20 protein-coding genes are annotated in these 22,431 nt (G+C 45.8%); all 20 read right to left on the reverse strand.

Going from position 1 to position 22,431, the window contains the following annotated elements:
* Positions 1-130: 130 nt before the first annotated feature.
* Positions 131-535, reverse strand: coding sequence for an ASCH domain-containing protein (locus J2Z69_RS09670; protein WP_209861562.1), 405 nt, complete (start codon positions 533-535; stop codon positions 131-133).
* A 54-nt stretch (positions 536-589) separates the two neighbouring features.
* Positions 590-1,147: a GNAT family N-acetyltransferase gene (locus J2Z69_RS09675; protein WP_245339167.1), complete on the reverse strand. Its 558-nt coding sequence runs from the start codon at positions 1,145-1,147 to the stop codon at positions 590-592.
* A gap of 43 nt (positions 1,148-1,190) precedes the next feature.
* Complete coding sequence (locus tag J2Z69_RS09680) at positions 1,191-2,408, reverse strand: MFS transporter (protein WP_245339170.1); 1,218 nt, start codon at positions 2,406-2,408, stop codon at positions 1,191-1,193.
* Positions 2,409-2,566: 158 nt separating this feature from the next.
* Positions 2,567-3,409 carry an aldo/keto reductase gene (locus J2Z69_RS09685; protein WP_209861566.1) on the reverse strand — a complete coding sequence of 281 codons (843 nt, stop codon included), beginning with the start codon at positions 3,407-3,409 and terminating at the stop codon, positions 2,567-2,569.
* 186 nt (positions 3,410-3,595) lie between these two features.
* The gene (locus J2Z69_RS09690; RefSeq protein WP_209861568.1) at positions 3,596-4,588 is read right to left on the reverse strand and encodes a dihydrodipicolinate synthase family protein; all 993 of its coding nucleotides are present in this window, start codon (positions 4,586-4,588) and stop codon (positions 3,596-3,598) included.
* 25 nt (positions 4,589-4,613) lie between these two features.
* A complete protein-coding gene (locus J2Z69_RS09695; protein ID WP_209861570.1) occupies positions 4,614-5,903 on the reverse strand; it encodes a beta/alpha barrel domain-containing protein in 1,290 nt (429 codons plus the stop codon).
* 24 nt (positions 5,904-5,927) lie between these two features.
* Positions 5,928-7,172: a M20 metallopeptidase family protein gene (locus J2Z69_RS09700; RefSeq protein ID WP_209861572.1), complete on the reverse strand. Its 1,245-nt coding sequence runs from the start codon at positions 7,170-7,172 to the stop codon at positions 5,928-5,930.
* Positions 7,165-8,493 carry a helix-turn-helix domain-containing protein gene (locus J2Z69_RS09705; RefSeq protein WP_245339238.1) on the reverse strand — a complete coding sequence of 443 codons (1,329 nt, stop codon included), beginning with the start codon at positions 8,491-8,493 and terminating at the stop codon, positions 7,165-7,167. Before J2Z69_RS09705 ends, J2Z69_RS09700 begins: the two co-directional genes overlap by 8 nt.
* 30 nt (positions 8,494-8,523) lie before the next feature.
* Entirely contained in the window at positions 8,524-9,324 is an 801-nt protein-coding gene (locus J2Z69_RS09710; protein WP_209861574.1) for a sugar phosphate isomerase/epimerase family protein, read from the reverse strand.
* A 49-nt stretch (positions 9,325-9,373) separates the two neighbouring features.
* Positions 9,374-10,372 carry a Gfo/Idh/MocA family protein gene (locus J2Z69_RS19425; RefSeq protein ID WP_209861575.1) on the reverse strand — a complete coding sequence of 333 codons (999 nt, stop codon included), beginning with the start codon at positions 10,370-10,372 and terminating at the stop codon, positions 9,374-9,376.
* Between the two features lie 12 nt (positions 10,373-10,384).
* Positions 10,385-11,209: a carbohydrate ABC transporter permease gene (locus J2Z69_RS09720; RefSeq protein ID WP_209861576.1), complete on the reverse strand. Its 825-nt coding sequence runs from the start codon at positions 11,207-11,209 to the stop codon at positions 10,385-10,387.
* 30 nt (positions 11,210-11,239) lie between these two features.
* A complete protein-coding gene (locus tag J2Z69_RS09725; protein WP_209861577.1) occupies positions 11,240-12,202 on the reverse strand; it encodes a carbohydrate ABC transporter permease in 963 nt (320 codons plus the stop codon).
* A 125-nt stretch (positions 12,203-12,327) separates the two neighbouring features.
* Positions 12,328-13,653 (reverse strand): ABC transporter substrate-binding protein, encoded by a 1,326-nt coding sequence (locus tag J2Z69_RS09730; protein ID WP_209861578.1) that lies wholly within the window; start codon positions 13,651-13,653, stop codon positions 12,328-12,330.
* Between the two features lie 61 nt (positions 13,654-13,714).
* Entirely contained in the window at positions 13,715-15,613 is a 1,899-nt protein-coding gene (locus J2Z69_RS09735) for a family 20 glycosylhydrolase (protein WP_209861579.1), read from the reverse strand.
* A gap of 19 nt (positions 15,614-15,632) precedes the next feature.
* The gene (locus tag J2Z69_RS09740; RefSeq protein WP_209861581.1) at positions 15,633-17,690 is read right to left on the reverse strand and encodes an alginate lyase family protein; all 2,058 of its coding nucleotides are present in this window, start codon (positions 17,688-17,690) and stop codon (positions 15,633-15,635) included.
* Positions 17,687-18,616, reverse strand: a complete 930-nt coding sequence (gene sdaAA / locus J2Z69_RS09745) for an L-serine ammonia-lyase, iron-sulfur-dependent, subunit alpha (protein ID WP_209861583.1) — start codon at positions 18,614-18,616, stop codon at positions 17,687-17,689. The genes J2Z69_RS09740 and sdaAA overlap by 4 nt, the downstream gene beginning before the upstream one ends.
* Before the next feature lie 52 nt (positions 18,617-18,668).
* Positions 18,669-19,334 (reverse strand): L-serine ammonia-lyase, iron-sulfur-dependent subunit beta, encoded by a 666-nt coding sequence (gene sdaAB / locus J2Z69_RS09750; RefSeq protein WP_209861585.1) that lies wholly within the window; start codon positions 19,332-19,334, stop codon positions 18,669-18,671.
* On the reverse strand, positions 19,331-20,404 hold the full coding sequence (locus tag J2Z69_RS09755; RefSeq protein ID WP_209861587.1) for a dihydrodipicolinate synthase family protein: 1,074 nt from the start codon (positions 20,402-20,404) through the stop codon (positions 19,331-19,333). Before J2Z69_RS09755 ends, sdaAB begins: the two co-directional genes overlap by 4 nt.
* Complete coding sequence (locus J2Z69_RS09760) at positions 20,405-21,421, reverse strand: NAD-dependent epimerase/dehydratase family protein (RefSeq protein WP_209861589.1); 1,017 nt, start codon at positions 21,419-21,421, stop codon at positions 20,405-20,407.
* A 175-nt stretch (positions 21,422-21,596) separates the two neighbouring features.
* Entirely contained in the window at positions 21,597-22,037 is a 441-nt protein-coding gene (locus tag J2Z69_RS09765; RefSeq protein ID WP_209861591.1) for a VOC family protein, read from the reverse strand.
* Positions 22,038-22,431: the final 394 nt, after the last annotated feature.

Raw genomic sequence — 22,431 nt, forward strand, 5'->3', positions numbered from 1 at the left:
ACTGCATCAAAACTTAAAATACCTTTAAGAGAAGCAACCCTATCGGAGGATATGGAGCCTATCTTGAAGGTATTTTGTTTGTACAACGTTTGACATCTATACTTCAGCTCATATGGAATCCCGCTCCTTCTTAAGATTGAACGAACTCAAATAATTCAACAATAAGAATGGAATCCTCTTCCAGCTTAAAAGGGAGGTTGCTCCAAGCTTTCCTATGATCTTCTTGAAATTGTTCTATATCAGTTCCATTGCCTTCCCCATAGACTAATCTGGGATCGGGCTGACCAAAGGTCGTCTCGAATACTTCGATCAACTTCACATTACAGTGCGGTGTTCCTTCTTTATCATATACGGTTATAAGTTTTCCTACCGGTACGTATGTATTTCGAAGCTCCTCTTCTGTGTAGTCCTCTTTTAGTGCACAAGTTGCTGTCTTTTCTCCTCGAATAATTTGTTCAATGAGCTGTGCGCCCAGTCCTTCATCATCTTCCCAACCAAAAATCATTGAATACGGATGGATTTGAACATCTGACATTAAATAGTCCCTGCTTTCTGTGCTTGTTATAGATGCTTATTATAGTTGTTCGTTCTAGACCCCATACATCTCTTCCCATTCTTCCCGAAGAATGCCCATTCGGATCGAGTCAAAATGTTCTCCGTTCACGATTCTACATTTACGCATACGGCCTTCTACTTGGAGTCCAATCTTCTCAGCAGTGCGCATCATACGTACATTGCCAGACCATGTGGTGATCCCAATCCTTGCAATCGGATGTTGATTGAATAACCAGCCCATCCATAGGCGGAGAGCCTCTGTCCCGTACCCTCCACTCCAATAGGCTGGGTCGTAGATAACAATACCGGTTTCCATCCATAGGGACGGTTCATGCTCCCAGTAATATACTACCTGACCGATTACTTCACCTTTTACTTCTATAACCAATCGACTATGTGCTTTCAAATCATCCTCTAAATAAGGAATCATGCGATCCGCGTAAGCTTCCCAGCTCTCCCACTCGAGAGGGAAATACGGTGCATCCCATTTTTTCCACTCCACATTTGAATCTGCATACATAAATTTGTAAAGCACCGGCAAGTCGGCTGTAGTTATCCTTCTTAATTTCAATTGCTTTCCTTGTAAACTCATCATTATGCTCTCAAGCTCCCCTTCCCGATCCATTCTTACTCTTCTAGATGATTTCCTGTTTCAACTCTTTGTCTTTGGGCAGGAATACAGTCAACAAGCCAATCAAAGGCAAAAAGGCGCAGATTTTCATCACAGTAACAATACTTGTTACATCAGCTACTTTTCCTAGGACAGCCGACCCAATTCCTCCCAGACCAAAGGCAAGTCCGAAGAACAGACCCGATACGAGGCCCACTTTACCTGGAAGCAGTTCCTGAGCATAGACTACAATAATCGAAAAAGCGGATGACATAATGAGTCCAGCCAACATGACCAACACCACCGACCAGAAAAGGTTCGCATAAGGCAGCATTAGCGAGAACGGCGCGGTACCCAGAATAGATAACCAAATCACATTACGGCGTCCGTATTTATCCGCAAGAGGTCCACCAAAGAAAGTTCCAACGGCCGAAGCCGCTAGAAAAGCAAACAAAAACCACTGTGCTCGTTGGGTCGTCACGCCGAAATGATCATGTAAGAAGAATACATAAAAGTTAGTAATACTTACGGAATACACATTTTTAGAAAATATCAGCAGCACCAGTATCGTAATGGCTAATATTACTTTTTGTCTCGATAACGAACGGCGAACTACAGCGCCAATAACCTTTTTGGGACGAGGCTGTACATTCTGACTCTTATACCACCGAGCAACGTTATATTGAATAACAATGGCTAGCAATGCCGCACCCGTGAAGTAAATGACACTGAACTGTCCTAAAGGGATAAAAATCAACGCCGTCATAATGGGCCCCAGCGAGGCACCTAAATTTCCACCTACTTGAAAAATGGACTGTGCTAAGCCTCGCCGCTGACCTGCAGCCAAATAAGCTACACGTGAAGATTCCGGATGGAATACGGAAGAGCCGATTCCGACCGATGTCACCGCCAGCAGCACCCATCCATAATTCGGGGCAAAGGCTAGCATGGCAACGCCTAATAAAGTAAAACACACGCCAAATGGCAGGATATACGGCCTTGGCCTGATGTCTGCATACATCCCTACAACGGGTTGCAACACGGATGCTGTAATATTCATGGCAAAAGTAATGAGTCCGATTTGACTGTAACTAAGACTTAGAGATTCCCGAAGCACGGGGAACAACGCCGATATAGCAGATTGCATCGCATCATTTAACAGATGGACCATACTTACTGCGAAAAGAATCGGATAAATGGTAGCATTTACTACCGACGACTTCTGAACAGCACCTTGACTCAAGGCTCTCACTCCATTTCTATTTATCTAAGTAACATGTAATGGAATGATGCCACAATTTCCCCTTTTTTAAAAGAGAAAACTCAAACTTAGTCTGTTTTATCTATGATATAAGTAAAAAAAGCGCCAGCCGTAAAGGCTGAACGCTTCCTCTGTAACATCTAGAAATTAAAATTATCTGGATCTGGACCTGTGCGCTCATCTTGATTCAGCGCATCAATCGCGGCCACATCTTCAGCCGTCAATTCGAAATCGAAGATATCGGCGTTAGCCACGATTCGTTCTTCACGAACAGACTTCGGAATCGTAACAATGCCATGTTGGAGATCCCACCGAAGGACGACTTGAGCAGCAGATTTACCGTATTTATCACCAATCGCTTGTATTGTCTTATCCTCCACGATCTTCCCTTGAGCTAGAGGAGACCAAGCTTCGATCTGAATGCCCTTTTTCGCACAATATTCTCTTAGTTCTTGCTGCGTCAGATAAGGATGCAATTCTACTTGGTTCAATGCAGGGGTAATTTCGGAACCCTCCGCTAGATCTTCTAAATGATGCACATGGAAGTTGCATACGCCGATAGCTTTTGCTTTTCCGTCTTTGTAGAGCTGCTCTAGCGCTTTCCACGTTTCTTTATATTTGCCTTTCACAGGCCAGTGTATAAGATAAAGATCTACATAATCGAGACCCAATTTTGTAAGACTTGTCTCCAAAGCTTGTAATGTGGATTCATATCCTTGATCCGCGTTCCACACCTTCGTCGTAATGAAGAGTTCTTCACGTTTCAAGTTGTTCTCTTGAAGGGCTTCAGCAATTCCTTGACCTACACCCTCTTCATTTTGATAGGCAGCAGCCGTATCAATGCTTCGATATCCGTGGCGAATCGCATTTTTAACAGATAGGACAACCTCGTCCCCTTCTTTGACTTTCCAGACACCTAGACCAAACCAAGGAATATGTACTCCGTTGTTCAACTTCACTGTATCTTGCAGATGTGCAGGCATGTGAATCCTCCTTTTAATAAGATAGGATTCTATTATAAAACGTTTACGTACGAAAAGAAAGTTTCTCACTCTATTAAGCCCAGAAATTCTTGCGGATAATATGCTATAAAAAATATATACATCCTATACAAAAACAGATAAATTTCTTGTGAAAAGCGCACGCCAATGATTATCTGATATAACTCCTTAATAAATTTCATATGTGTGAATAGCTTGTCTTAACGCGTCAATCTCTTCTTTAGACATAGAATAATCTATGATATCAAAAGCGGTATGCTCTGGTATAACACCCGCAATTACAAGGCACCACAACATTCGAGTAATATATTTGTCCATCGGTTGCGTGAATACAACTTCCGCATATCCTTCTACTCGTCGATTGAGTTCCATGAACCTTGCATAATCCTTCATTTGATATGCCTCGATGAGATCCGATTGAATATTAGGGTAAGCTGCACCCATACCGACTAAGGCAGATGAAGCTCCTCGCATCCAAGAATATCCGAACATGCGGTCTTCCCCCGTAATGAGCAGCTTGTCCGCATGATAATGTAAGATGTGCGACGATATATCTTGCAAAGCCATGACTCGATCTAGTGATGCCATTTTTATTCCCACCACTTCGGGAATGGATAGTAGGCGATCCAACAATGCGGGCGGATAAAGAATACCTCCAGCTTCGGGGTATAAATAAAATAAAACAAGCGGAGTTCCAAGTGCAGCCAGCTTACAATGATAATCATAAATGGCCTGATTCCCTTCTAGCTCAGGCAATACTTGATATATCAGCGGAGGGTGAATCATAAGCGCATCCGCTCCCCATGAAATGGCTTCTTGCGCTACGGCTAGACACTGTTCCAGCCAAGGCTCCTCCAGATTGATGTGTGAGGAATCCTCTTCTTTTGCAGCTCCCACTCCGGCAATAATTAATCGATCTGAACTTAGCGCTTTTCGCCAGCTGTGTAAAATATAAGCGCGTTCATCTGAACGTAAATGAAGCCCCCTCCCCGTATGAGCCCATACAGCTACCCCGGCAATATTTTGCTGTGCCAGATAAGTAGCGTAAGCTTCATGTGCTTTAACATCCAGAGTGAGATCTGCTCGCCTCGGCACAGGAACTGCAGGTATAAGGCCTCCTGTCAGTAATCGACGAACTCGATCGATGGATGGATGTTTCATAACGATACTGCCCCTTTCATCGCTCTTAGATATACTGAAAATATTCCCTTCCTCGCTCTCGGTGCCAAGCTGCCGCATCACTGAATCTAATGATGCCTTGATTACAGTGAAGTTCCTCTGTTTCTTTCAGATGGAGCATCCAAGCTATTAGACCTAAGGTGGGATGGAAAAAAAGTTCATGCAAAGCCCGTTCTGTCTTGGACCCGCTATGCATTCCAAATGCCGAGTTCGGCCGCTGAAATATAGTATGCATTTGCAGACTTTCTGCACCCCGTAGGGCATATTCAACGGCCATTTTGCCAGAGTGAATGTTACCTGTTCCAGATAGAGGGGGCACAGGTTCGCTCAATTTCCCCTGCGCTTCAATCCGGCGTAGTGCCGTCAATATTCTGAGATTTCTTGTACTAAGGTCAGGGCCTCCATACGCGGCCCCTTGTTTACCTAAAAATGGAGTCCGAGCGTCATACAAACGGTTAGCATAGATTACATAGTCCGGTCTAGCCACCCCTTCATCTAGAAGAGCGCGGAAAGACTGAAGCTGAAATCTATCATCAAAGATAGAATTCATTAATTTGATCCCTAGCTGAATTTCCCCATCGGGAAGTGCACGTTTGATGAGTTCTGGGACTCGCCTTAGCCAGCGAAGCACAGTATATTTTTGCTTGGCCATATCGGAGCCTGCGAGGGTAGGACTAAAATCTTTTTCCATCTGAAGAGGGCAGGTCTTCCCTCCATCCCGCCAAGCACGGTATAAAGCACGCGTCGTAAAATCGTATTCCTTGGTATGAAAACACGACTCGTCTTCCCCTGGTAAGTGATACTTGCATGAAGGAACAATGAGTGTATTGTGATCTTGACCTGATCGCAGAGCTGCAGTGAAGAAATGAATATACGATTCTAGCGTGCCATACCAACCTCTGCCCTTCCAGGTCACATTCCAGCCTAGTTCGCCGTCTTCTTTCCCTGTAATCTGTGAGACAATCATGCGCGTTTCTTTAACTGCCCATTCCTTCATTGAACGTTGTCCTGTCTCATCTTCTGCAATTACGGTCTTCAGTACGATGAACCCGAGTCCTGCATCCACATCCGCCTTGACTTGATCCACATTGACTGATAATTGACCTGAAGCTTTACCGAATGGGTTCTTGATCCAAGTGGTCCCGTATCTAGAAGACACATCCACCCCATACTTGTCTAAAATGAACTGTTCCACCTGCACAGGAAGTCCACCTTTGAAGCGATCGTAATCTTTTGCAATTTCCAGCAGTACATCTTTGGCAACGAGTGGGTGTGCCGGAAGAATAGGGCCCATCATTGTACGTCAACCCCCTGTCCGTAATCATGAATCGATTCGTACTTCATCCTCTTCAGGATGGATTGTCTCTTGATTATTTTGTGCTCCTATGCGATCTAGGGCGCTTATGGCAAAAGCCGTAAGAAAAGTAGCCCCATAGATTAAAGCCTTCTCATCGATATTTAGTTTGGGATGATGCAGAGGGAAATTCATTTCATGAGGATGACCTGCTCCCACAAGAACGAACACGCCAGGAATTTGCTCTAGGTAGTAGGCCATATCTTCGCTCGTCATCTGTGAATGCTTCAGCTCGACTACCGCAGGTATGCCCCAGATTGATTCAATAGTCTCTTCAGCCAGCGTATTCAATTCGATATTGTTCACGGTTGGAGGATAGCCGAAAGTGTAATTCACTTCTGCCTTAGCATTCATGCCTTCTGCCACATGCTCAGCTAGAGCTTGAATGCGAAGAGCCATGCGCTCGCGAGTTATGGCATGGACAGAGCGAACGGTTCCTTTGAGTTCCACACGGTCCGCGATAATATTAGGAAGTGTTCCTCCATGTATAGAACCCATGCTAAGAACGACAGGTTCCGAAGGATCACTTTCCCGGCTGATTAACGATTGGAGCGCCGTCATAACGTGGGCAGAGATGAGCACGGCATCTACACCTTGATGAGGAGCTGCACCGTGTCCAGCTTGACCGATGATCGTGATATCTACGGGATCCATACTTGCCATGATCGTTCCTGACCGCACACCAAACTGTCCTACGGCCAGGTCAGGCCATACATGCAGTCCAACAATAGCCTCGACCTTCGGATTCTCAAGTACCCCTGCTGTAATCATATGCCGAGCACCGCCCAGCATTTCCTCCGCGGGCTGAAAAATAAACTTTACTGTTCCTGAAAGCTCTTCACGCATGGTGCTTAATATGTTTGCAGCACCTAGAGCCATAGCCATATGCCCATCATGTCCACACGCATGCATTTTCCCTTCGTGCAAAGACTGAAAATCAAGCGCAGTCTGTTCATCTAGTGGAAGTGCATCCATATCCGCTCTTATCGCGATGACGGGCCCTGGTTGGCCACCCTTCAGTATGGCGACTACTCCTGTTCCCGCAATCCCTGTCTGTACTTCTAAGCCTATCCGGGTTAGCTCTTCAGCCACATAAGCGGAAGTGATAAATTCTTCAAAACCAAGTTCAGGATATTGATGCAGATGCCGCCGAATGTGTTGCAAATCCTCAGCTAAGGTCTGGGCCAAGTTCCAAATGCGATCATTAGTCATGGCTAACTCCTTCTATAGTTAGATGATAGATTTGTCTAGGTCGGCCCCTTCCAGCGGGTTGCTCCTCGCCTACAATTTGGGCCACATCGAATTTTTCCAATACCGCCATAATCCGCCGTGCGCTTCGCAGGGTAATTCCAAAACCTTCTGCAAGCTGTGATGCCGTGAACGTTGTCGTCCCTAATCTTCTGCAAAAGGACTGCAACTTGTTGATCGTCCCTACACTCAGTCCCACTTTTTTAGCTATCGAGAGTAGATAAGGATCTTCGCTTCGTACCGAGTATTCCAAGGTGAGTTCCGAACCCAAAGGCCCAAACACTAATCCATCTTGCATAATCAAAAAGCAGTTGCCTCCACCACTAAGCTTGGCTTTAAGTAAAGCTTCTCTCGCCTTCCCCTCCGCTTCGTTCGCGGTCCGACCAATGCCAATGCCCACACTTGCATTCCACTGCAATTTCTCCATAATCTCAAACAGCAAGGGCGCTTCCTGAAAACTACGTGTTGTCTGTTCGATAATGCCGCGGGTTGTAATGAAGGACACTTCATCGCCATCGCTCCATTTAATTAATGACTGAGTCTCTTCCCCAAAATCTAGCAAGATTTGCTGGAGGATTAGCTTTTTACGCTGAATCTCATATTCGGAAGAAGCTTCCTTAGTAAGCTGCAAAAAGTTATCTATATTAATAATTCCTACCGCGATCTGAGAACTGCTGAAAGAAAGGCTTTTACGTTCTAATAATGCACGATTCAACCCGTCCCGTATGGCCGATCCAGTGGGGACCACGCGGTACACGGGTAAACCCAACTTTTGCAGGCGGTTATAGACCGAAGTAATACATGTCACCGTAGCGTCTACTTTTCCTTGCTGCCAAAGATTCTGATGAAATGCGACCAGTTCGTCCGTCTCCATCCCGACGTCATACTTCTGAATGAACAACTCATACTGCACGATTCCAATCTCCTTAAGCCGTTCTATCACAGCTTCCCGCTCCAACACATCCACGCTAATTCGTAGCTTTCGATCAAAATGCATGACCTCGTCCCGTAGACAATCGAATAAAACTTTGTATAGCGCCGTCCCCGAATAATGGATATAGACCATAGGTTTGTCTCGAACGACTTCCAAGGCGAATTGATAGGGAATGGGACCTGTAAAAACCATGATGTCCACTTGGCTTTTTAGTTCAATCACAAGAGGAAGAGTATCCCGCTCATGAATATACACGCCGGGAATCATCGAGAATTGCTCGAACTGGGAACCGAATGTCATTACGGCATGCACCAGATCTTGAGGGCCAATTACAGCAATCTTTGTGTTCATGGGCAAGCTCAACACCTCCGCCAGTTTGGTCTACTGGTCTTTTGCGGCATGTGGCCCCCTGCTCTGTATCAAGTAGGCTTCAATCTCTTGAGCTGAATGCGCCGCAAGTTCAACACTCCGCTCTCCAAAATATTCCAGTGAAATCGATCCCTTATAGCCCAGCCGCTCAAGTGCATCTACGATCTCCAAGTGATCGCAATCCCCTGCCAGAATCGAAGTCGGTATACTCGCACTCCAATTCTCCCGATTCCATGTATAATTTTTGAAATGAACATGCCCTATCCGTTCGTAATAAGATTCTAAAATCGACAATCGATCCACTTGGTCTACATATAAATTAAAGGGATCATAGATCAATTCAATGGCGGGATGCCCAGACATCTCCAGCATTTCCTGAAGGCTATGTGCACGGTCTGCCATCGTATGATTATGAATCTCTACAGCTAGCTTCACCTGATGCGTAGCACAAATCTCTGCGGCCAGCTGTAATCCTGTGGCAATTAGCACCCGTTCTTCCGGTGCATATTCTTGAGAGGGACGCTGACCCGCGAACGTCCGCACTCGCTCGCTGCCTAAAGCTGTGGCCCAAGAGGCTGCCTCATGAATGATAGCTAGATCGCTATCTACATCGCTATCTCGTGCTAAACCTTCGATTTTAGCGTCGAATCTAGCATAGGTAGCAATTGCAGGAACCGTTAAGTTTGCTTTTTTTAGTTGATCAGCGATCTCTTCACGGCTGTGCCCATGTTCTACTGCCATCTCAAGATGCCCAAGCCACAGCTCAATACCATCTAATTCAGCAGCGGTAGCCGCAGCTATATATTGCTGCAAAGTCCACTCCTTATGACCAGTAGAACAAATACAATAACGCCAGAGTCTTTTATTTAAAGGGGTCAATCTTCCGCTCAGCTCCTTCGTCATGGGACAGATACGCCGCTTCAATGGCTGCGATGACAGACCTTGCGTACATTCCTGAACTTCCAGGAGGCTTTTTTTCTTCGATCTCCTGCACAAGATCTTGATACATTCGTATAAATGGGTCTTCCAGAGCATCCAGAGATTCGATTTCAAATTCCTGCCCTTCGCTTACCCATAAGCCTGCACTAGAGATCAATCTTGCTCTTCCCCCTGTGAAGATTAGCTCCGTAAGATCCAAGGGCTTTCCCAGATAACCAGACTGTACAATCGTAGCCGCGACTCCTGTTGACGTGGTTAAAAAAAGAACACTACTTCCCTCTACATCCCCGATTGATCCATACTTTGTCATCGATGCCGATATACGGTCCACACGGCTAGAAGTCAGAAATTGAATTTTATCGATGGAATGAGCACCAAGGTTCATAAGAATGCCTCCGCCCGATTTAGCCTTCTCAAGGAACCATCGCGGGCGTTCCTCACTGAAATAGGGAAGGTGCCTCGTATCCTGTATAGCAATCAGGGGGCCCAGTCTACCGCTCTCAATAAGCTTCTTCGCCTGTAAGTTCGCTGGCCAATAATGCTGCGTATGCCCTACGAGCAGTGTAACCTTAGCCTCAGTCGCCGCAGCCAAAATCTCATTACATTGCTCCAGCGTGAGCGCCATCGGTTTTTCTAGTAAAATATGACAGCCCTTTCCTGCACACCATACTGCACATTCTTTATGCAAAAAGTGAGGCAACGCAATCACTGCAATATCAGGTCGCTCCGTTTCGATCATTTCCTGATAATTCGTAAAGGCCTGTAGATCATACGCTTCAGCCCATACTTCCGCCTTGCTCCGATCGATATCTGCTATAGCTACGGCTTGTAACTCAGGATGAACTTGTATTGCGTCCAGATGATTTTTGGCGATTATGCCTCCACCAATTAAGGCCACCCGATAGCTTGTAGCTTGGGACACCCCATCCCCTCCTTATTTGATCCCTGCCGAATTACTGCCCTGAACGAAATATTTCTCTGCAAAGAGAAAGACTAGCAATATAGGAACTAAGCTCATTAAAGCTGCGGCCACCATGTACTGTTCATTACCAGACCACTGACCAGTCATAGATAAAATCCCGATCGGCAACGTGAAATTCTCTTTGGATGTAAGGAAAATAGCTGGCGATAGGATCTCATTCCATTTCGTCATGAACGTGAATACCGCAAGCGTTGCAAACGTAGGTTTGCACATCGGAATGAAGATGCGCCAATAAATCTCGAATGGATTGCAACCATCCAGCTTGGCAGACTCTTCATAATCCTTGGGAATGGCTAGGAAGGCCTGCCGCATTAAAAAAATGCCGAAAGGCTGAGCCAGCCACTCTAAAATCCACAGCGGCGTTAAAGTATCGAGCATCGATAAATTTTTGAAGATAACAAATTGAGGGATGATAAGGACTACAGGCGGAATCATCATCGTTCCGAGCACAACCATAAATAACGTATTTCGAAACGGAAACTGGATTCTAGCAAAAGCGTAAGCCACCATCGAGCAAGATAGCAGTGCACCCACTACAGATACGAGCGTAACAATTGCACTATTCCAGGTGTACTGGGCAAACGGGCCCATTTTCCAGACTTCACTATAATTGCTCCATTGAATGGGCGTCGGGAACCACTGGGGAGGGACAGCCGTGTACTGAACGTAGGTCTTCAAAGAGTTAAATAACGTCGTAAGGAACGGCACCAACATGATCAACGAGCTTACGATAATAACGAAATAACTAAGCATACTGCGAAATCTTATCCGGCCCATGGAATTCCCTCCTCTCTGACAGCCTCTACGCTATTCATAGTGCACCCATTTCTTCTGCAGACGGACTTGGATGACAGTAAGCACGAATAAAATAATGAATAATACCCAAGCAATTGCTGAAGCATAGCCCATACGTAAAAAGGAAAATCCTTCTCGGTACAAGTAGATCATCAGGACAAGACTTGAATTGTTAGGACCTCCAGCCGCTGTGGCATCCAGAGCCCCTCCTGTCATCACATAAATCTGTTCAAAGGCTTGGAACGTTGAGATCGTACTCAGTACGACCACAAGGAACGTTGTACCAGAAATCAGTGGAACCGTGATATTGATAAATTTCCTCCATGTTCCTGCACCATCAATCTGAGCCGCTTCATAGACATCGGAGGGAACATTTTGCAGTCCTGCTAGAAAAATCACCATAATATAGCCAATCCCTTTCCAGATGGCAATCAAGACTAGTAAAGGAATCACAAGCCTCTCATCTTGCAGCCAACGCTGTGGGTCCAGGCCTAATTTGACCAAAAAAGCATTTGCAAGACCAAATCTTATATTAAAGAACGCATCCGCTACATACAAAATTACGGTCCATGAGGAAATGACAGGCAAGAAATGAGCTAAGCGGAATAATTTCAGTCCCTTTAATCGCTGATTGAGCGCAGTCGCCAGCATTAAGGCAAATACCGTCTGAAGAGGAACGAACAATACGGCGAAATAAAGCGTATTTCCTAGGGATTTCCAAAATATTGGTTCATGAAACAGCTTCTCGTAATTTTGTAATCCTGCCCATTTGGGGGGATTCAGAATGTCATATTCTGAGAAGCTGTAATAAAGCGAGGCCAAGAGTGACCCTAATACAAACACCACAAAATGAATAAGATAGGGGGTAACCATAAGCAGACCCCATTTCCCATCTGAACTACGCAATTTCTTTCGGCGCACTGGCCGTGCCGTTTTGGAGCTTGGGGAAGGATGGATCACATCGGCGGGTTCCATGATTGCTGTTCACCTTCTTCATTTGAATAGTTAGATTCGTCATGTCGTTAATTATGCGCTTTACTTTACGAACACCTTAAGTCCTGCCCGGGAAGGAAGCAGGACTAACCGGTATGTGGACTTTTTTATTTTTTATAGAAACCGTCTAGCACCTCTTGAACTTCTTTGTTGGCTCCAGCAATGGCGGCATCTACCGTTGTCTCGCCATTAAAAGCTCGGTTGATATTATCGTTGAATTTACCCACCCACTCGCTCCATACCGCATTGACATCCAGCGTTCCAGCAAATGCAAAGCTATCAAGGAATGCTTTCTTATTCGCAGGTTTGCCGTTGAGAAAATCTGCGGAATTAGCCACGGATTTCTTCACGGGTACAGCTTCACCCAGAGAAGCCCATTCTTTCTGAGCTTCAGCATCTGTTGCCCAGTACTTCACCCATTCCCAAGCGGCATCGCCTAACTTCCCTTCAGACTTCTTGTTAATCACCCAAGAGTTCGCGATAACCGGGGAGAATCGTTTGCCATCTGGACCCTTCGGAAGCACGGTAACGTCATAATTCAGTCCTGCGTTGTTGGCATCAATGGTCCGTGCGTAGATCCCGATTCTCATCGCCGCAGCTTTACTTGGAAAAGGAGCCATATTACTTTGGAAGCTCTTTAAATCCGCAGGAGTAGGAAGCAAATGACGCTTCATTCCATCCACAATCCAGTCTAGCGCTTTCTTATTCTCGGGTGATTGAACAGTGGATTTTGTTAGACTAGCATCGAGTACATCGCCGCCGAACGCTTTGATAACGGGCATCCAGCCCTCTGTGACACTAAAGAAAGTAAGGCCATATTGCTTCACTTTTTTTCCGTCAAATGCCGCATCTGAGGCATATTTCCCATTGGCATCCAATGTCAATTTGGCGGCCGCCGCCTTAAGATCATCGTAGGTCCAACTATCTGTAGGGTAAGCAACTTTGGCGGCATCGAACATATCTTTGTTGTAATACAGCACTCCAATCTGAATCCCTTGAGGTACTCCCCAATATTTTCCGTTCTTATCTTTATTGAAATCCAGACCGTAGTAATCATCATGCTTCAAGTCTTTGCTAATCGAAGCGGTTAGATCTTTGAGTGCACCACGTTCTGCATATTTAGGAACTAGCACACCATCGGACAACCAGACATCGGGTGCATTACCTGCCGCAATTTGAGTATCTAACTTCTGGAAGAATTGTCCGTAAGGAGAGGATTCTGGTTTCACCTTGATGTTTGGATGAGTGGATTCGAATTTTTTGACAAGTTCCTGCATTTTTGCGTCGGTTTGAGCAGATGAATAATAGCCAAGTCTTAACTCAACCTTGTCATCTGAGTTTTTATTGCCACTGTTACACGCGGACAGTACAACAGAGGTCAGCAGTACTGCCGATATAAGCCCTGCACATCTTTTGAATGCCTGATTGTTCATGAACATCCCCCTTAAAATAATCGATCGATCCATTCCCTTAATTACTGTGGACAACACCACATCAAATGAGATGTGCAGTTACAATTCTCTTATATTCGTTATTACGTCCAAGTAATGAGTGTCCTTCTTTAGTTAGCGTCCAGTATTTCAATCTTTCTTCTTCTAACTCTTCCAACGTATCTATATCGCCCTTCAAAAAAGACTGTAGACGATACATGCTGGTCTCGATGCGAGAGAGTAGCCCGCCATATCTCAGGTCTAATACCTCCCAACCAAAAGGTCTATACCAGGTATGCCATAACGATCGGTGGCGAATTCGAAGTTCTTCCACAGCTTGCGTTAATAGTGGTAAGGCCTTCTGCTCCACCTCCTCTAATTGCATGCGCTTCCCCTCCCTGTAACTTTGCTGTATATGAAGTCCAAGTCCTGCCTTGATGGAGAGTACTAAGGCCAGCTGTTGATAGAACGATAGCAACGATGACCACGTTCCTTCTTTAGCTATGGACTGTGCTTCTGATGCTAGCTGCTGATAATACTCAGGCAATGCGGGGACGTCTAATTGATGATCAAATAATCCAATGAAAGGGTCCGACCACAATATATATTTAGATGGATTATCCGGCTCTAATCGGTGCGGATTCGCACCTGGTGGACAATCCAATCGTCCTAGCGTTAAGAAAGCATCCCAATCCCCACCCGTACAGGTCTGAAAACGTTGTGCCAGTTGATCATCTTGCATCTCAGCATGATAGGCATGTTCTGCAAAAAGCTGTAACCCCGGAAGAGCCGTAATCATGGGCGTCTCTGCACCATCATCCAGCCAAATCGTAGCTAATACTTCCTGCACGCCCTTCTTCTTACATGAATTTAGGGCTGCATGCGTACTTAAAAAAGACTTGGTATAGTGCGGGGCAATTCCTGCAAAGGTCCATACGCCTCCAGCAAAAATAGTTCCAGGTGCGAGTTCATCATGCCGATCCAAGTAATCTTCGTAGAAGGCCTCATCTTCATGGTAGTAATCCCAATAGACGAGCTGAACTCCTTCAGGAATATGCGCAGCAACTTCGGGAGGGATAGCCCCTTCGAGGTCGTAGTATTCACCCGTTGTAGACCCTAACCTAAAATACATATCACTCCAGATAATAGGCTTCAGTCCCAATGATTCAGTAATATTTAATACTTGCTGTAAATGCCGATTCATGAGTTCAAATCGATTCTGATATCCGTAATTCTCCAAGTAGCGACCTAGCCCAAGACCGTGGGCTTCATCCATACCGATATGAATTCTTCGGCTGCGCACGGGCCGCTGGGCCGCTTCAATCATCTGCCGAATCCATGCATAGGTGGGTTCTTCACCGATAATAAGTACATCTGCGGTATCTTTGAGCGTAGAAGCCGTGTCCCAGCGGAGGAAGGTGGCTAGGTGAGCCAGCGTCTGGATGCAAGGGATGAGTTCAATGCCTAGCTTATCTGCATAATCATCGAAACCCTTAATCTCATCTTCGCTATATCTGCCCCTCATATAGCCAAAATAAGGTTGGCTCTCTATGGTATACGTGTCTTCGGTATATAACATGAACGTATCAAAACCCATAATAGCTGTCATTTCTAGAAATTGTTCTACACTTTCCTTTGTAAGAACGGCATTTCGGGATACATCCAACATGCACCCTAAGGTGCGGAACTGAGGGGTCTCCGTTAATGTACGCCTTGTTATTCCTTCTTTAATGTGTTGAATAAGCAATCCTAGTCCTCGGAAGAAATGAACCCGCTTGCCTCCGTATCGTATGACATGGCGCTGATCTTCAGAACCTACAGATACTTCCACCAAGTCCTCTTTTACATAAATGACTTGGACTTCTTGCCCTTGATCGGTCTGTTCGAATTCAAGCCGCTGTTCGAGCAGGCCTATTCCTTCAATCAATCCTTCAACATCTCCTATAAATTGAATAGCTATCACGTGGCTCCCTCGCCTCCTTTCAGATTTTAAGAGTCCAGCTCTCTGATTTCTTTCCAACATCTTGTCTCGCTAACAATACGGTTCCACTTCGATGTACACCCGCAAATTGATATCCTTTTGGGCCTTGATGGGACAGCAAGAGGGTATCCGTAACGACTCCATGCTGAATCTCAATTACAGTAGCTTTGTCAGACGTCACTTCTTTTCCATAACTATCTAGACAAGAGGTCTCCTTAAAATAAAGCTTCGTATGTTCATTTGGACGTTCCGGATACAGCAAAGTAATGAACTGCGTTATTCCCCGTCCGCTCTGACTGAGGACCGCCTTTACAGCAGGAGATTTCTCATTGTAATGGCGTGACACCCAAGAAGGCTCAAATGCCATACCGACCGGTCTAAGACTAAAAATTCTTAGGGAAGGGTCACAAATCGATGCCTTCTCGGACGTGGCGATGAGCTCATGCCGATCTTGGTTCTCAGTCAGCGTTAAACCTTCAGCAAAATGCAAAGGTAGTTCATAATGATGCGCATCCTTGGACAAGCATGTATCAATCACAATCCAATAACTTGGTTTCACAAATACAATTTGTCGTTTGACTTGAACGGGGCTCTCTAGCTTCCAATAGCCATCATGCGAAGCCTCTGCATAGTCATAGCTGACATGACTGCGCCAGAAGGCACCTATGGGATTGGCTTCATCCTTCCAATTCCAAGAATCCACGTAATTAGACATAGCCTTCCTGTCTACATGCAACGTGTTATGCTGCCAAGAAGTTTTGAAGTAGTGTCTCATTTCATTCTCCATGTAAGTGTATCTTCCAGGATCAATTAGAAATTCCTGACCGTATGCACTAAGACTAATGTGCAGGACATCATCATGACCATGAGCACGAATCACATCCATATGCCCTGCATCGAAGAGTAAGTATTTGGCATCCGAAGACCAGTCACTACGCATGAAAGCGTAACCACTATCTTCTAAGTAAATGGAAGCTACGGCAGGAGCTATAGCTGGTAGTTCATCATAATTCCGCCATCCCGTAGCACCGAAGTACCACAGTCCATCATAATCAAGGGTTGGATACGCCTGACTCTTCAGATCTCCACGCTGGAACAGTACGGCACCTCGCGCAAGAACATCTCTAACATCCGTGCCATCGCTATCCCCCAGCATAGGCTGCGTCCCATTAGGCTGAATAAAGGCAAGCGTTGCAGAATACATACGGTTCAATGTATCAGCCACCTCCGCAGGTAGATCCATGTGATTGCGTTGGCATAGAGCTAAAGATTCGAATAAGCAATGGAGCACTTCATGGTGATACATTGTGCATTGTTCATTATGCATCCCATCAGGGAAGACTTGGATCTTCGCCATATCAGTCAGGCGTGCTATAGCCGTCTTAAGCCAAGCTTGCGATTGTTCCAGATCAGAAAACAGTAAGGCTAACTGCAATAAACCATTCGTCTCTAAATACCCCCAGTTACTTTGTGCATCATGCACTGTGTATGCGCGGCTAAGATATACTCCGTGAAGTTGCACGCTAGAGCGGAATAACTGCTCCTCCTCTTCCCCCCATGCCTCCGACGACCTTATGCAGTAATATCCTTTAAGCCAGTGCGTGATTCGGATGCCGCTATCAAGCTTCCTCCATGTATCCTTGACGTTAAAAGCACGAGTAGCACTAGACTCTAGTTCCTCTTCTGTAAGTGCATTACTCTGAATCCAATCTTTCATCAGCCGAATATATCCCGCCGCATAACTCTCATCACCTGTCAGCCAATAGGCCTGCCCCAGCTCACCCATATAACGCGCTCGATTTAACATGACAAGCCATTCTAGGTCCTCATTGTGTCGATAATTCCAATCTACTGTATTAACAAAGGTTACGGGATCTGTGCAACGTTCCATATCCCAGCGATGGGTGAAGATAAATGTCAGTTCAAGCGCCAGATCTGCACGGTGTAGTACTTCTTTCACTTCATCTGGCCAGTGCTTAAGCGCTGTAGTGACAATAAACTCACGATCTGCTTCATTCCAAAAAAAAGTGTTGGGTCTATGCTTAATGTGTGCGTTCATGCTGTGGAATCCTCCTCTCGCTCACTCCCTACTGCCCTAGGTGAGGGAGAATTTATGCCAAATAGGCGCTCTTTAATTTGTCTACCTGTTGGAGTGTCCGCCAATCCACCCAGTGCGGTTTCTTTTAATGTGCTGGGCATCGCCTGACCTACGCGGTACATAGCGGATACCACTTCATCCGCTGGAATCACAGTGACTACCCCCGCCAAAGCTAAATCTGCAGCTACATAAGCATTCGCTGTACCCATCGCATTACGCATAACACAAGGCACTTCTACTAAGCCGGCCACAGGATCACATACCAAACCTAATGTATTCTTGAGTGCAATGGCTGCAGCATGTGAGGACTGTTCTGGCGTTCCCCCCGCCATCTCCACGATAGCAGCAGCGGCCATAGCTGAAGCCGATCCGACTTCGGCTTGACACCCACCCGCGGCGCCTGAGATGAATGATTGATTCGCAATGACAAAACCAATCGCACCTGAGGTGAACAAGAACCGCACCATCTGTTCCCGGGTTGCGCCAAGCGATGGAGCAAGACCGAATAGACATCCCGGGATGACTCCGCAAGCGCCAGCCGTTGGAGTAGCGACGATGGTGCCCATAGCTGCATTCACTTCATTGGTTGCAATCGCTCTACTTACAGCCTCAAGCATGGCCGTACCTGATATGGTGTTGCCTCGCTGCATATAGCCATGTAGACGTTTGCCTTGGCCTCCCGTCAGCCCACTGCGAGATTGTATATCTTCATGCAGCCCACGCTCCACCGCTTGTTCCATAGTGTTCAAATGTTCTTCCATTCGAACCATGACTGCTTCTCTTGTGCAGTCTGAGACGGACATTTCTTCCTGGATCATAATTTCCGAGATTGGCAATTCCTCTTGTAAGGCTAACTCCACCAATTGCTGAATCGTCTTGAATCTCATCACATGCCTCCTCCCTCTACACACTGTACTCCGCTGTTATTTTCCATCTCTCTTATAGAGGGGGCGTAATCCGTGCACTCGTAACATGTTCAAATTGTTCAATGTGAGCCAGAATGGAAGGGTCCATCTCTTGATCAGTCTCAATGATTAATAATGCCGACTGCCCTTTGCCTTGACGCGACATGTGCATGCTCCCGATATTAATGCACTGATCCGCAAGCAACTGCGCTACGGAAGCAATCATTCCGTAATGATCTTCATGAAAGACGAGCAACGTGGGAGCATCCCCATGCATCTGCACTTCAAAATTATCAATTTCAATAATTTCAATCTTGCCTCCACCAATAGAAATTCCTTTTACATCTAATCTTCCCTGCTCATCATGAAGCTTCACCAGCACTGTGTTGGGGTGTTGCTCTGGGTCATCTTCCGTGTGAATGACGATGTCCATCCCCACATCTTTGGCTATCGTCAAGGCATCTTTGATTCGCGGATCCGATGTATCAAATAAAAGAATGCCTCCTGCAAGTGCTACATCTGTTCCATGTCCTTTATACGTAGTGGCAAAAGAACCATATAGAACAAATTCAGCACGGGCTGGCTGTCGGCCAAATAAAGCACGAGCCATTCGGCCTATCCTTGCGGCTCCCGCTGTATGCGAACTGGAAGGCCCAATCATTGCTGGACCAATGATATCGAACACCGATTTGAATTTCATGCCGTAAGCCATGCGTCCAGATGAGCTGCAATGAAGGCATCGTCATTTAGTTCAGGGTATGCTTCATAGACACGATCAATCTCCTCTTTTTGGCCCGGCGACAATTCTTCATTTGGATCTAAGCACCATCGACCTTCTAATAATCCTTGACGACGAAGTACCTCATGAATCCCTGGAATACAGCCATGAAAAGCGTGTGCAGGATCAAAAAAGGCAGCGTTTGCATCGGTAATCTGAATTCCTTGGGTCAATAATGATTCCGAAATAACCCCACCATGTTCTCGTTGTTCAATGATAGCTTGCAAAAGCTGGACTGCCTTCTGCGTCCACACGGCCCAGTGACCTAATAACCCTCCTGAAATACGCTTCGTTACTTGACGACCTTCCACTTCAAATTGATAGGTCGTTAGCAAATCCGGAACAATGTTATCATCATTTCCTGTGTACAGGACAACTTCATCTCTTCTACTACTGCTGCATACTGCACGCACCACATCTAGCGACTGGTAACGATTAAATGGAGCCAGCTTAATCGCTTTTACACCTGGAATCTCAGCTAGTTCTCGCCAGAACGAATAACTAAGCGCTTTTCCGCCGACCGCAGGCTGTAAGTAGAATCCAAAGACCGGAATAATGGCCGTAATCTCTTCGACTCGCTTAAGCAATTGACTTTCGGACCAATCCTGAAGCCCTCCTGCACTAACAAGACCTAAATCATAATCATATTTGACAGCTAGTTCCGCCTCGCGTAATGCCTGATCGGTTGGCCCGCAAATGCCCGCAATCTTAATCGGTAGTTGATCCAATTTGGCCGCGTCGATCTCTTCTGCCGCCAGACGAAGAACGGGTTCAAGTAAGTCCACACCGGGATTACGGATTTCGAATTGTGTCGAGTGCACCGCTACTGCTAGCCCTCCAGCGCCTGCAGCTAGATAATACCTCGTCAGTGCCCGCTGTCTACGTTCATCTAATTTGCGATTCGCATCCAGTGCTAACGGATGGGCTGGAATAACCATACCTCGCTCCAGACGTGAATGCAGAACAGAACTCCATGCCTCCGATTGCCCCATTTAGAATGCCCCCGTTCTTTCCTGAAAGTGAGTAGGCTTTCCTAATGTCTCTCCGCCTTGATTGACCCAGTCCGCAGTCCATTCGATCATCTGACGCAAGGACACTCTTGGATAGCCGAACGTCTGATGGGATTTGGACGCGTTATTTAATAGCGCAGTATCCCGCTCTGTTCCAATGAACTGAGGCGTTATTCCAAAAATAGTTCCAAATCGTTCTGCCAACCAGCGAATGGAAACGGTTTCAGGACCAGTTATATTAAGCGTTACTGCTGGAGAATCAGCAATCAACAAGGATCGAATCGCCATTTCATTCGCATCCCCTTGCCAGATCACATTTACTTGACCCATACCTAGATCTATAGGTCGCCCTTCTTTGACCGCTGTGGCTACCTCAAGGAGAATGCCATAACGCAGATCAATGGCATAGTTAAGTCTAAAATTGACGACAGGCGTTCCATATTGATGTGAGAAATATTCGAAAATACGTTCTCGACCAAGACAGGATTGAGCATATTCTCCAACGGGGCCAACCGAGCTCTCTTCCGATGCCCCGCCCAGCGATATCGGGGTAAGTGGATAAATGTTACCTGAGGAAAAGGAGACGATATTCGATTGTTTGAACTTCTCTGCAACACGTCCGGGTAGATAAGAATTCATCGCCCACGTAAAATATTCCCTGCCCGTGGTTCCAAATTTATGTCCTGCCATGTAGATGACATTTTTCACTTCGGGTAGCGCTTGCAATGCACCATCATTCAGTAGATCAGCGGCGATCGTCTCCACACCTGCATCTACAAGCTCTTGCTGAAGAGAACCTGTGGAGAACCGGGATACGCCAATAATTTTTTTGGATACTCCCGCGGCATCCGCCCCACGCTTAGCCAATTTAGCCAAGCTAGGCCCCATTTTTCCACCAACCCCTAAAATCAGAATATCTCCATCCAGCTGAAGCAGATCTTCAGCCAATGCCGCGGATGGCTCACTCAGTTTTTCTTCCAATTCGGTTACAGATTTCACAAGCTATCACCTCATCGTCAATATGGTATTTCCTACCACAAATCATATGAGCGACCGCATTAAAAGACAACGACTTTAAATAGTCCCTAATTCACAGCTACATACAAAAAACCCCTCGGACACCATCCGAGAGGCATTATTATTGCATTTCATATTCATAGAGTACTTACATGAGCTAGAAGGAAATCATGGCTCCGCTTTCATCAAAGATCGCAGCAGGGTTATAAGCCACTTCCCAGACGTGGTGTTCTGGATCAGAGAAATACCCCACCCTACCTCCCCACACCGCTTCGAACGGTTCACGCAAAATTTGAGCACCATGTTTTTTTACCGAGGCCATTACAGCATCCACTTCTTCGGCGGATTCAACGTTAATCGCTAAGGTGATACCAGAGAACGTCAGACTGGGCTGTCCATGAACCCCGGGATCTAGATTCGTGTCCTTGAGCAGATCTTGATAAGGATATAGTGATAAGAGAACACCCGCTGTCGTGAACACACTATAATCATCACTACTTGCCGGCGTTTCCTCCCAGCCTAGTGCACTATAAAAAGATCTCAGCTTTGGCACAGATTGTGCACCTAATGTAATCAGCGTAACTCGTTGCGGCACCATTCACATCATCCCCCTTTAGTTAAAAAATAAGAATCCCCCTATACCTATTTAAGCAAAGAAAGTTGTAATGTACATCGTACATCTTCAAGCTCAGAATTTCCATACATTTCCTCACTAATCCCGAAAAATTTCAACCCTATTTTACCGTAATAAAATATCCTACTGAAATGGACCCTCTATTAATCACCCTTCACATCTATTTTTTCATCGTGACTTTAGAGGGTTGAATTGTATTTAAGCATTGTTATACAGTTCTTAAGGTTTAGGTATATGGACCTTCATTTTCCTTGTATCTAGCAAATCCGACGTGATTAGCCCTAATCTGTCGATAGGAACCAGCAATCGCCATTCCCGATAACATAGTATAAGGGTAGGATTTAAATCTACTGGAATT

Origin of the sequence: Paenibacillus shirakamiensis (assembly GCF_017874255.1) — a bacterium.
In the GTDB taxonomy this organism is placed as follows: Bacteria; Bacillota; Bacilli; order Paenibacillales; family Paenibacillaceae; genus Fontibacillus; species Fontibacillus shirakamiensis.